6 protein-coding genes are annotated in these 12,861 nt (G+C 45.2%); 3 read left to right on the top strand and 3 right to left on the bottom strand.

The window, feature by feature from the left end; all coding sequences use genetic code 11:
* Window positions 1–236 precede the first annotated feature (236 nt).
* The gene (locus B158_RS0108910) at window positions 237–2,657 is read right to left on the bottom strand and encodes an acyl-CoA dehydrogenase (protein ID WP_018625028.1); all 2,421 of its coding nucleotides are present in this window, start codon (window positions 2,655–2,657) and stop codon (window positions 237–239) included.
* Between the two features lie 190 nt (window positions 2,658–2,847).
* On the opposite strand from B158_RS0108910, the gene B158_RS0108905 reads away from it, so the two are divergent.
* Window positions 2,848–3,684, top strand: coding sequence for a hypothetical protein (locus B158_RS0108905; protein ID WP_018625027.1), 837 nt, complete (start codon window positions 2,848–2,850; stop codon window positions 3,682–3,684).
* A gap of 127 nt (window positions 3,685–3,811) precedes the next feature.
* On the top strand, window positions 3,812–7,771 hold the full coding sequence (gene hrpA / locus B158_RS0108900) for an ATP-dependent RNA helicase HrpA (protein WP_156823061.1): 3,960 nt from the start codon (window positions 3,812–3,814) through the stop codon (window positions 7,769–7,771).
* A gap of 30 nt (window positions 7,772–7,801) precedes the next feature.
* On the opposite strand, the gene B158_RS0108895 is transcribed toward hrpA, so the two are convergent.
* The gene (locus B158_RS0108895; RefSeq protein WP_018625025.1) at window positions 7,802–9,076 is read right to left on the bottom strand and encodes a GGDEF domain-containing response regulator; all 1,275 of its coding nucleotides are present in this window, start codon (window positions 9,074–9,076) and stop codon (window positions 7,802–7,804) included.
* A gap of 658 nt (window positions 9,077–9,734) precedes the next feature.
* On the opposite strand from B158_RS0108895, the gene B158_RS13650 reads away from it, so the two are divergent.
* Window positions 9,735–11,951 carry a collagen-like protein gene (locus tag B158_RS13650; protein ID WP_018625024.1) on the top strand — a complete coding sequence of 739 codons (2,217 nt, stop codon included), beginning with the start codon at window positions 9,735–9,737 and terminating at the stop codon, window positions 11,949–11,951.
* Between the two features lie 74 nt (window positions 11,952–12,025).
* Here B158_RS13650 and cysZ read toward each other — a convergent pair whose 3' ends face one another.
* The gene (cysZ, locus tag B158_RS0108885; RefSeq protein WP_018625023.1) at window positions 12,026–12,829 is read right to left on the bottom strand and encodes a sulfate transporter CysZ; all 804 of its coding nucleotides are present in this window, start codon (window positions 12,827–12,829) and stop codon (window positions 12,026–12,028) included.
* Window positions 12,830–12,861 lie beyond the last annotated feature (32 nt).

Below are 12,861 nucleotides of genomic sequence, written 5' to 3'. Positions count from 1 at the left end.
AAATGTGGGTTGGTAGTTTTCTAGGGTATGGACAACTGATGAGTACCCAGTGGCTCAGACTCTTGTTCGTACAAGAGCGGTAGGGGGCCTTTGTGCTCGCCCGAATCTTTTATACATCCTATAAATTTAAGAGCAAGCACATTGGCCTGCCCCTAGCTAGGATATTGATGTAAAAAAAAAGGCGTCCTATTGGACGCCTTTTGAGGGGTGTTGCTTGTTACAAGGGGTATTACGGATTAACCTTTTTCATGCACCATTTCTTCTGGTGAAAAGTCATCAACGTTTACGATATCAAGGCGAGCTTTTTCAGCTTCAATGATCAGGTCGTATTCATCTTCAGTGATGATTCCGTCATTTTTAGCTTGCTCGGCGTAGATGACCACTTCGTGATTATCAGGTTTGACACCCAGAGTACTGGCTACCTTTTTGACCAGTGGTTCAATCTTCAGCTGAAGACGTAAAGCACGATCAACTTCAGCAGCATTGTTGAACTCAGCAGCAGTCTTAAACATACCGTGGGTGAGTTCTTCACGCATTGCGCCTGGCTCTTGTAATTGACGAGCCACTTTACGCTGCAATTTATCAGAAGGTGCTGAAACTGGCATACCCAGCGGGAAGACGACTAACCTTAGTGCCTTGCCCAACCATCCGATAGGGAAGTTGCGAAGAACTCCATCAGCGGCCATTTGAGTTTGATACATACAGAAATCCAGTGCCCACTTAACGATGTCACGATCGTGCTCTGGGCGGCCTTTATCCTCATAGAACTTGAGCACAGAAGAAGCGATGTACATATAACTCAACATGTCACCAAGACGGCCTGAGATCATTTCGCGGCGCTTCAGCTCGCCACCTAGCACGCCCATGGTAACGTCTGATAGAAACGCTAAGGTGCTCGAGAAGCGAGTTAAGTGTTGATAGTAACGACCGGTAAAATCAGATTTTGGTTTAAACACCAGGCGACTGCTGGTTAAACCTAACCAGAAGGTACGAATCTTGTTACTTGCTGCAAAGCCCAAGTGACCAAATAACGCTTTATCGAAGTCTTTAACTGCCTGTTTTGTGTCTGGATTTTGCGTTGCTGCAATTTCTTTTAAAACATATGGATGGCAGCGAATCGAGCCTTGGCCATAAATGATCAAACTACGAGTCAGGATGTTAGCGCCTTCAACCGTAATGGAAATTGGAGCGCTCTGATAAGCCTTAGCCATATAGTTCTTAGGACCCATAATGATTGCTTTGCCGCCATGGACATCCATACCGTCAGTAGCAATTTCACGCGACATATTGGTGGTGTGGTATTTGACGATGGCAGAAGCTACCGATGGTTTTTCACCGGTATCAATACCTGCAGCAGTAAAGGTACGCACAGCATCGATCAGGTAAGTTTTACCTGCGATTCTGGCCAATGCTTCCATAACGCCTTCCATATAGCCCACAGGGACTTTGAACTGCTTACGGATGCGAGCATAAGCACCAGTGGTATAGGCAACTGCTTTCGAACCGCCGGTTGCACCTGATGGTAATGAGATAGCACGACCTGCAGAAAGACAGTCAACCAACATGCGCCAGCCAATGCCGGCATTCTTTGCGCCGCCGATAATATAATCCAGCGGAACGAAAACATCTTTACCGGTTGTTGGACCATTCTGGAATGGAGTGCTGATAGGGTGGTGGCGTCGACCAAAGTTCACCCCAGGGGTATCTGTTGGGATAAGGGCGCAGGTGATGCCGAGATCTTCCTCGTCGCCTAATAAGCCGTCTGGGTCATAAAGCTTGAAGGCCAGGCCTAGTAGGGTGGCTACTGGTGCAAGCGTGATATATCGCTTGTTCCAGGTCAAACGCATGCCCAGTACCTCTTCGCCATTCCATTCACCTTTACAGATGATGCCTTTATCAGGAATGCCGCCGGCGTCAGAGCCTGCTTCAACGGATGTCAATGCAAAGCAGGGCACTTCTTCGCCACTGGCCAGGCGAGGTAGATAATGTTTCTTCTGTTCTTCAGTACCATAGTGTAGAAGTAATTCAGCAGGACCTAGCGAGTTTGGCACTGATACGATACTGCCAACGGTGGCGCTACAGGAGTTAATCTTGGTTAGTACCTGTGACTGAGCATAAGAAGAAAAGCCAAGGCCACCATATTCTTTCGGGATGATAAAACTGAAGAAGCCGTTTTTCTTAATGTACTCCCACATTTTAGGCGGCATATCGCGGTCATATTCCGAGATAGTCCAGTCATCAATCATCTTACAGAGCTCTTCAACTGGCCCATCAAGATAGGCTTGCTCCTCTTCAGTAAGCTTTGCTGGCGGAACCTTATGCAGGCGCTTCCAGTCGGGCTTGCCGCCAAAAACTTCCGCTTCCCACCAGACAGTACCAGCGTCAAGCGCTTCCTGCTCGGTGTCGGAAATAGTAGGCATGATGCCTTTAAAGACCTTGAGTAACTTACTGGAAATGATTTTACGAACTGGTTTTAAGTTCAAAGGGATAGCGATTGCTAGAAATATCACCCAATGAACGTAAGGAATAGACACTTGAAGGCTATAGAGAACTAAAATAGCAGCCAGCGTCAAAGTTGATACCAGCAGGCTCAATCGGTGGTATAGCGTGATACCTAGAGCTGCTAGTAGAACGATTGTGAGGATAAGCAAATTCATGGAATAACCTACCTTTTAAGAGAATCTATCAAGAAAGATTTGTGGGAAACTTATCACCCTAGAATAACACATCGTACCAGTTTTGCTAGAGTGATTTTTTTGTTTCAAAGTTTGTAACTGCTTGAACTCAAAGACCAGTTGTAACAATATAGGCGTGAACAAAATATAAAGATAAATTGAGGAGCGGGAAATGAAGCGTTTAGCTGTAGCTATTATTCACGGCATCGGATCTGAGAAGGAATTTTTCTCTGTTGAGCTAAAACATCGAATTGTTCAGGAGTACCTGAAGGGTGACCCTGAGAACCGTATGGAAGATGACCTGTTGTTCCACGAAATCTATTGGGGCGATTTGGTTAAAGATGAGCATGGTGAGCTACTTAAGCAGTTAGATTACCGTAACGAACTGACCTATCAGGGTGTTCGTAACATGTTCGTTGATTTTATGCGCCTGGGTTTAAGTTATCGCAAAGGCAGTGGTAGCGGTCTTTATGAAGCGATTCATGGCCGAATTAAGGAAAGCCTGGCTAAGTTTGCGACTCATCGTCATGTTGATACAGATTCAACCCCGATGGTATTAATGGCCCATTCTTTTGGTTCAGTCATCATGTCTGACTATATCCATGACCTTGCTAATAACGGCGCAGATTTAAGTCCATTTGAGAGTTTCCAGACCTTAGCCGGTATTATCACTTTCGCCAGTCCACTTGGAGTTTACTCTGCACATCATGATGACTTCCATGGCCCAATGCCAAAAGTTGGTAAGGCACTAGAAGATGGATTGAAAGATCGCGTTAAGTGGCTAAATTTCTACGATAAAGATGATGTCGTTGCTTATCCATTGAAGAACGTTAGTGAAGATTACAATCAGGCAGTTGATGAAGATATCGAAATTAACGTTGGTAGCGCTGCGACTTCATGGAACCCTGCCTGTCATACGGGCTATTGGGAAGATAAAGACTTCTATAAGCCAGTGGCACAATATTTGGGCGAAGTTAGAGCTCCGCACGATTTCTGGAAATTGTCATAGTCTTTAATTTAAGCGACAATAGCTCAATCGTTTAATCAAGCTCCTGTTGGTGCTGGATATAACCAGCTACTGGCAGGAGCCTGTTTGTTTAGTCCATCAACAATTGACTGAGTGTTTATTGCCGTTTATGTCAAAAACTCCTAACGATTCCAGCAAAGAAGCTTCAACTAAACCTGGCATCGAAAATAATAAGAATTCTCACAACAACAGTCCCCCCATTCAGAAACTGATTGCTGAACAGCTTGCAGACTGCCAGCTAGTGGATCAGTTTGAGCTGTCAAAGCTGAAGTCAGTTATCACCAAACGGCAAAAAAATAACCAGCCAGTTAGCAAGCTGATCAATAAAGCTCAACAGCTATTAACCGATTCGATGCGAATTGTTGAGCAGCGTAAACAAATCATTCCTAAAGACATTGAGTACGATCTGGCGCTGCCGGTTTGTCAGGCCAGGGACGATGTTCGAAAGGCCGTTGAAGAAAATCAGGTTGTGGTTATTGCGGGCGAAACAGGTTCCGGTAAAACTACTCAACTACCCAAAATATGCCTGCAACTGGGCTTAGGGGTTTATGGCAAAATTGGCCACACTCAACCACGACGAGTTGCAGCGACCAGCGTTGCGCGTCGCATAGCAGAAGAATTAAAAACCGATCTGGGCGAGGTTGTTGGTTACAGCATTCGATTTAATGATCAGTCGAATCCAGTTACCCCTGTTCGTGTCATGACTGACGGGATTTTATTGAATGAGATAACTCATGATCCATTGCTGAGACAGTATGACACTTTGATCATTGATGAAGCCCATGAGCGCAGTCTTAATATCGATTTTTTGCTTGGGTATATCAAAAATATTTTACCCAAGCGTCCTGATTTAAAAGTAATCATCACCTCGGCAACCATTGATGTTGAGCGCTTTGCCAGACATTTCGAACTTGATGGCAAACCTGCTCCAATACTGGAGATTAGCGGTCGTACTTATCCGGTTGACGTCTGGTACCGACCTGATGATGAGGAAAATCCCAGCCCGCAAGTTGAGCGTATAGGACATGCAGTTGATGAACTCATCAATTATGCCCCAGGTGATATATTGATATTCCTGTCAGGCGAAGCTGAGATTCGTGAAACGGCAAAGTTCCTGCGCAAAGAACGTTTTCAAGGCTGCGAAGTGTTGCCGCTCTATGCGCGGTTGTCTATGCGCGAGCAGGAAAAGATTTTCCATCCGTCTGGTGGCAAACGGCGAATTATTCTTTCGACTAACGTGGCTGAAACTTCGGTTACTGTGCCTGGAATACGGTTTGTTATCGATCCTGGCTTTGCTCGAATCAGTCGTTACTCGGTGCGCAATAAGATTCAGCGCTTGCCAATTGAGAAAATCTCGCAGGCCAGCGCTAATCAACGCAAAGGTCGATGTGGTCGTGTCGCAGAGGGTGTTTGTATTCGCCTGTATGAGGAAGAAGACTTTTTAAACCGCCCTGAATTTACCGATGCAGAAATCCTGCGTACCAATCTGGCTGCAGTTATTTTGCAGATGAAGCAGTTGGGGCTTGGTGATATAGAGGCCTTCCCCTTTATTGACGAGCCAGCACCAAAGCAAATTAGTGACGGCTTAAATTTATTATCTGAATTGCAGGCTGTAGATGCCAAGAAACAACTGACTGCCATTGGTCGTAAAATGGCTCGCTTGCCTATTGAGCCAAGACTGGCCCGTATACTTCTGGCTGCCCAGGATGAGTCCTGCATCCGTGAAGCTTTAATTCTTGCTGCTTTTCTGTCGGTTAAAGATCCTCGAGAGTGGCCTTTTGAAAAGAGGGAACTGGCTCAGCAGAAGCATGCTAAGTACAGGCATCCTCAATCTGATTTTATCGCGATTATTAATTTATGGGATCATCTGCATCAGCAGCAGGAAGACTTGTCGAACAATGCATTCCGCCGTTATTGCCAGGAAGAGTTAATTAATTTCAATGCCTATAGAGAATGGCGAAGTACTTATCGTCAGCTTAAGACTTTAGTTAAGTCAGAACATCATCAAACTCAAAAGCAGGCAGAGCCCATCAATCCTGATGACAAAGTCTATTATGCCAAGCTGCATTCGATTTTATTGACCGGCTTATTGAGTTTTATTGGACAAAAGGATATTGAGAAGGGTTATCTTGGCACGCGACAGACACGATTTATGATTCACCCACAATCGGCAAACTTTAAGAAGCAGCCGCCATGGGTTATGGCATTTGAAATTGTTGAGACTACCCAGAACTATGCACGATTGACGGCTATGATTGAAACGCCCTGGATTGAAAGAATCGGTGGCCACCTGATCAAAAGCCATTATTTTGATGCGCATTGGGAGAAAAAGCGTGGTGCTGTGGTTGCATCATTGCAGCAGACATTGTTGGGGCTGAAGATTGTTTCAAATCGAACCGTCGATTATTCGGCAGTAGAGCCTGAACTGTGTCGTGAGCTTTTTATTCTGCATGGGCTTGTTAGAAGAGAGCTTGATGTTCGACATGACTTTCAACAGAAGAATGAGCAGCTGTGGCATGAAGTGGAACAGGAAGTCGCTAAGGCCAGACAGGCAGATATGCGCGCTGATGAGCGTGATTTAATTGCATGGTTTGACAAGCGATTGCCTGAGAGTATCTGTAATGTAAAACAACTCAATCAGTGGCTAAAGAAAAATAAACAACAGAACAATCAACTGCTCTCCTTGAATAAAGATGTTTTATTCAAGGCAGAAGAGCAGGATGCTAATTTATACCCTGAAACGCTAACGGTTAATTACATTGAGTTGCCTTTAAGTTATCACTTTGAGCCTGGACATCCTACAGATGGTGTTACGGTTAAAATACCACTATCTCTTAGCCAGCAATTCAAAGACTCTGATTTTGAACGGTTAGTACCAGGACTTTTGGAAGAAAAAATTGAGTTCATGCTGCGCTCTTTGCCAAAACGCTTCCGTAAAAACTTTGTACCAATTCCTCAGTTTGCACAGGCCTGTTATGAACAGGTCCTAGAGCAGCAGGGCAGTTTAATTGATATTATCAGTCGACACTTATTCAAAATGACAGGGGTAATTCTCCCCAAAGAAGCCTGGCAGGAGCTGAGCTTGCCTGAGCATTATTTAATGCGCTTCGAAATTGTCGATGATAAAGGCAAAACTCTTAAAAGCGGTCGCAGTCTTGAGCAATCGCAGGATATTAAGAAAGCCAAGATTAGTGTTAGTAAAAAGAAGAACAGTAAACCACAAACCTATACCAGCTGGCCGGATGATTTTGTTAAAGATGGCATGGTGGAAGAGGCTGGCACCAAAATTCCAGTTACTTATGCGCTCGAAGACTGTGGTGATAAGGTTCGATCTATTGCGGTCGTTAATAAAAAGCAGGCGCAAAATGTACATGTTCGTGGTGTCTGCCGATTACTGGCGCTGGAAAAAGCCTCACTGCTTGGCTACATGAAAAAGAAATATCACAACAAGCAGAAGTTAACTCTGTCAGTTAGTACTTTAGGAAGCGTGGACGAGCTTATTGATGACGCAGCCATGGCCTGTTTACGAGCCTTAGTCGAGAGTGATGTTCCATATAAAAAGAGTGAGTACCAAACGCTTTCTCAGAAAGCAGAAAAGGAACTGGTACCGGCTGCTACTGCAATGCTGGATGATCTGGTTCAGGTGCTTCAATTGAGAGCGACGGTATTAGCAGAAGCAAAAGGTATGGGTAAATCTCTAGCCAGTACTCGAAAAGATATCATTGGTCAGTGTGATTACTTATTCCAGCCGGGCTTTTGTTTCAGGTTTGGTGCGGAAAAAATAAAAGATTTTAAACGTTATCTCTCCGCGGTTGAAAAGAGAATAGAAAGAGCTAAGTTAAATCCGCTAAAAGAAGCTGAGTCTTTGATTGCCATCTCGGATTGGGTGGATGTGCGCGAAAGCCTAGCACAGGATAAAGCCATTCCTGCTTTTGAAGTGGATGAATTTAACTGGATGTTGGAGGAGTTTAGAATTTCACTTTTTGCTCAAGGCCAAAAGACTCGTTTTCCGATCTCTGCCAAGCGCTTACAGAAGCAGCTCGATGAGCTGGAGAAAATCTATTATTAGGGTTAATGACTCGTTGTAGCTAGTTTCGGATCAGGATTTGCCGGGCTCCTCTGGAGTAATGACCACTTTATTTCGACCGGTTTCCTTAGCATCGTATAGACACTTATCAGCAATTTCTATCATGCTATCCAAAACATGGTGATGATTGATATTGACACCGATACTGACCGTTACACTAATTTCTAGACCATCCACATCGATGACCGTTCCTTCAATACGCTTTAAAAGCTTATCGAAGAATATTTCTGAGTTTTCGCGGTTAATACCAACCATATACATACAAAACTCTTCACCACCGAAACGGGCTACAACATCTGACTTGCGGACTGAGCTTTGTAAAATCTGCGCAATCTTGGTTAACACGGCATCACCAACCTGGTGACCGTAGGTATCGTTCACTTGTTTGAAGTGATCAATATCGACCAGAGCGCAGGCAACAGGTGTTGAATGACGGAAAGCAGAACTGTGCATGACTTCAACCAGCTCATAGAAGTGGCGTCGGTTATTGAGCCCAGTGAGATAATCTTTGGTCGCTGCTGTTGTCAATTTTTCGTATTCAATAACGCGGCTGGTATTTACAGCAACCCGCAAATAAAATTCCTCAGCTAAAAATGACTGTTTAATGATGAAGTCATCGGCGCCATACTTTAGGAAGTTGGCTGACATTAATACATCGTCACGAGCTGACATGCCAATAATAGCCAGTTCCTGTTTACTGTATAAACGGCGAATGTTTTTTGTGAGGTCATAGCCATTCATTGCTGGCATGTCGTAATCGGTAATCACCAGCTTAATGTCTCTATGTTGCTTTAGATGTTCGATCAGTACCAGAGGGTCGTTAAATTGTAATGTTTGGTATTTGTGCACACTGAGCAGAGTGCTCATAATCCTTAGACTGGTTTTTGAGTCATCAGCGAGAGCAATCTTGATGCTCGGGTTGATTTGCAGTCGTTGTAGCGTTTCTATGATGTATTCAGTAACGTAGTTATCACTCTTGATAACATAGTCAACGATTCTGAACTTCCAGATATAGTTACGAATTTCGGCGGTGATGTCGCTGATTAACACAATGGTAGGGATGCGCTTTTTGGCCAAGAGCTGAACAATTTCACCTTCAGGAGCATCTGGCAACCGAAAATCTACCAGGCAGGCATCAATCTGTTCAATATCCAGGACATCCAGTAAAGCTTCTGCACTCGCATAGGTACCAACAGACATAACCTGGTAATCCAGGCTTTCTGTGATTTTCTTTTCGATCAATGCGCAGAAAAATTTACTGTCGTCTACAACGAGTATGTTTTTCAAAGTATTAGTATCTTTATTCCAATATCGAGATTGTATAGGAGCTGATCCTTAAATGCACAGATTCTTAACCCTCAGCTTTCATGCTCCTAATTACACTCTAAAAGGTTTTCTGTGCGGGGTTAAAAACTAAATGTAAAATTTGCTGGGTTAATTCTCAAAATTTGATCTATTTCACTGTATTGATATCCGACAATATCAAACCATCAGATCCATTCCTGACTACTTCCTTTGATAGCAATAATCCTTTTCTGGGATTGTAACCGTTCCCAAAAATAAGCATAAAAACAAGATCTTAATGCGTATTTGCATTGTAGTGCGGATTAAAGAGGCATCAAACATACAGCCTAAATGAGCACTGTAAAGAATCGTTTATAAGGGTCAGGTTTTTTAACATTAGTAGCTTCTTAATCACTTTGAAATGTATCAATTTCGGACATTCGACAGCTTTGTCTGTTCCAAATATATTTCATTTCAGAGTCCTAAATTTGTAACAACGCCTTTAATACTTTCAAGTAATTCAATTCTTGGTAAACAAAGACGCTTTATTAACTTTGGGTCCACTGAGTTCTTAAAACTACTGATTGATGCGCGCTTGCATCACAATCAGTCGGGTTTTGGGAGGTTATTTAACAATGGATGTTCAATGGAGGGAAAATTCATGAACACTAATCTTAAGGCATTAAGTACACCCTTAGTGGGTCTAGGGTTACTAGTGTCAGCTCAACTAACTTTTGCCGCACCGAAAATTCATGAGGTGCAACCTTATCCCTATGAAGCTCCAAGCAATTTGGTAATTTGGGGAACTGGCTTTGATGACCCACAGGTGTATTTTGGTACCCATGCTAGTCCACTGGTTATCAGTGCAGATCAGTCAGCATGTGATGCTATGGCATTTAATCCTGCTCCACCCCTTGACCCGACCGATTTTCAATGTCTGGTAGTGGACTTACCTTATGTCAATAACGGCTCACCAGCGGTTCCATCTGGTGATTATCTCTTAAAGATAGTTGTCGAAGGTGGGATTGATGTCTGTGGTGAAAAACCAAGCTCGCTTACATTCAATTACATCCCATCAGACTGTAACGGTTATAACGCCCAGGGCGGTACCTGCTCAGGAGATATGACTGGTGCAATTGGTGCGACTTCTGTCAGTGTCTCAGGAAGAGACTCTGAAAAATGGAGTTATCCAACCATGATTTATCCTGGTGAAGATGTTGTCTTCACTGCTGCAGGAAATAAGTGGGGGAATGAACTGAATGTTAATTTTAGCGAAGGCGGTTTAAGCCAGTCGATTGGATTGCATACTTCATGCTCTCAGCCCTTATTTATAGGTGATGTATTTGGTAGTTTTGTATTGGTTGACTTTGTTGGTGAGGCCGGTGGCCCCAGCCAGCAAATAGATCTTTATGATTTAACTTTGGGTGGTGTCGGCCCAGCAGGTCCTCAGGGTGAAAAAGGCGATCCTGGTGATACAGGCCCAGCAGGTCCTCAAGGTGATACCGGTCCAGCAGGTCCTCAAGGTGAAACTGGCCCAGCAGGTCCTCAAGGTGATACCGGTCCAGCAGGTCCTCAAGGTGAAACTGGTCCAGCAGGCCCTCAAGGTGAAACTGGTCCAGCAGGTCCTCAAGGTGAAACTGGTCCAGCAGGTCCTCAGGGTGATACCGGTCCAGCAGGTCCTCAGGGTGACACCGGTCCAGCAGGTCCTCAGGGTGACACCGGTCCAGCAGGTCCTCAGGGTGAAACTGGAGCAACAGGCCCACAAGGTCCAGCAGGTCCTCAGGGTGAAACTGGAGCAACAGGCCCACAAGGTCCTAAAGGCGACACAGGTGATACTGGTGCCACTGGTCCACAAGGTCCAGCAGGTCCTCAGGGTGAAACTGGTGCAACAGGCCCACAAGGTCCAGCAGGTCCTCAGGGTGAAACTGGTGCCACTGGTCCACAAGGTCCAGCAGGTCCTCAGGGTGAAACTGGTGCTACTGGTCCACAAGGTCCAGCAGGTCCTCAGGGTGAAACTGGTGCAACAGGCCCACAAGGCCCAGCAGGTCCTCAGGGTGAAACTGGTGCAACAGGCCCACAAGGTCCAGCAGGTCCTCAGGGTGAAACTGGTGCAACAGGCCCACAAGGTCCAAAAGGTGACACAGGCGATACCGGAGCCACTGGCCCACAAGGCCCAGCAGGTCCTCAGGGTGAAACTGGTGCAACAGGCCCACAAGGTCCAGCAGGTCCTCAGGGTGAAACTGGTGCAACAGGCCCACAAGGTCCAAAAGGTGACACAGGCGATACCGGAGCCACTGGTCCACAAGGCCCAGCAGGTCCTCAGGGTGAAACTGGTGCCACAGGCCCGCAAGGTCCATCAGGCCCAATGGGTCCCCAAGGTCCACAGGGTGAAAAAGGTGATACGGGTGATACAGGTGCCACAGGCCCAATGGGTCCTCAAGGTCCACAGGGTGAAACAGGCCCAGCTGGTGGTGGTTCGAACCTACTATGCTTCGCAACCGATCAAACTATTGGTTCGCAAGGTAAATACATGGGGTTAGGCCAACAGGGCGGACATCACGTTGAAGTAGGGGTAGTCGTACCTTTCCTTGAAGGTGCAATTGTTCAGCAGTTCGTAGTAAAAGCTGCTCAGGGTAACACCGCACGTTCTGGTAAAGCTTGGGTATACCATGATGGTCCTACTCAATTTGGACAACCGCTAGGTAGCTGTGACTTAGTACCAAGCGATCCAACAGAGGATAGAACCGTATGTAGTGGCATAGCTGCTGGAGTACTGAGCGACTTTGACAGCTTGAGTATCTTCATCAAAACTGATGATGGTCAAGGTAGTTTTGTGGGAGCTACTGCATGCTTACTGATTGAGACACAACCTCAATAATCTGTCTCTTAACCCCCAAGTGGCGTCTCCTAGCCACTTAACCCGCAAACGCGCCACTTTCGTGGCGCGTTTTTTTATTGATTTTGTTTTACTGTCTGGCTTCCCAGCATGTCTTTTCTGTAATGCTCATACCACATTTTCGTTGCTCCACAGACTGCAGCTGGCATAACCAGCAAGTTGATGAATGGAATCATCGTCATCAGCATCACCATGGCGCCAAAACCAAATGTACCACCACGTCTCTGCTGTAAAGCCTTGAGCATCTCCTGAAACGGAACCTTATGGTTATCCATCGGATAATCCACATACTGAACTGACATCATCCAGGCGTTAAAAATGAACCATAAAATAGGGAAGGCCAGCGCACCAATCAGTGGGATAAAAAAGATCAGAAGGCAGATTAATGCTCTGGGAATGTAGTACTTAAGTTTGGTCCATTCACGTCCGAACAGTCTTGGAATATCCTTAACTAATGCCCAGAACCCTTGATCTGGGAGTACTTTTTCATCATAGCCTGCTGCGGCATGCAGCTTGTTTTCAACAGCCTCGGCAAGCAGTCCATTGAAAGGAGCTGCAATCCAGTTTGCGAGCATCGCAAAGAAGAAGAAAACGAATAGAATGCCACCCAGAATGACTACCGGCCACATAAGCCAGGCCAGAGCTGTTCCAAGCCATTCCCAGGCTCCCCAGCTGGATATGGTCTGCTCAACCCATTGTGACCAGCTGGAAACCTGAGAAACCAATAAAATCAACGCAATAGATAGTAAAATTAAATTAATTACTAAAGGAATCAAGACATACCGTTTGATGCCTTTTTGGGTTAACATGCGGAAACCGTCGGCGAGATAATGCGCGCCATGAAAAGTGTTTTGAGCCATGTGGATTTTTTTACGTTTACTATGTGCTTATT

Origin of the sequence: Kangiella aquimarina DSM 16071 (assembly GCF_000374105.1) — a bacterium.
In the GTDB taxonomy this organism is placed as follows: Bacteria; Pseudomonadota; Gammaproteobacteria; order Enterobacterales; family Kangiellaceae; genus Kangiella; species Kangiella aquimarina.
The sequence above is the reverse complement of the archived record's forward strand: the minus strand, read 5'-3'. Positions and strand labels throughout refer to the sequence as shown.

Excerpts from the sequence above, each read along its gene's own strand:
- hrpA (WP_156823061.1), top strand. The coding sequence starts at position 3,812 with ATGTCAAAAACTCCTAACGATTCCAGCAAAGAAGCTTCAACTAAACCT.
- B158_RS0108910 (WP_018625028.1), bottom strand. The coding sequence starts at position 2,657 with ATGAATTTGCTTATCCTCACAATCGTTCTACTAGCAGCTCTAGGTATC.
- B158_RS13650 (WP_018625024.1), top strand. The coding sequence starts at position 9,735 with ATGAACACTAATCTTAAGGCATTAAGTACACCCTTAGTGGGTCTAGGG.
- cysZ (WP_018625023.1), bottom strand. The coding sequence starts at position 12,829 with ATGGCTCAAAACACTTTTCATGGCGCGCATTATCTCGCCGACGGTTTC.
- B158_RS0108905 (WP_018625027.1), top strand. The coding sequence starts at position 2,848 with ATGAAGCGTTTAGCTGTAGCTATTATTCACGGCATCGGATCTGAGAAG.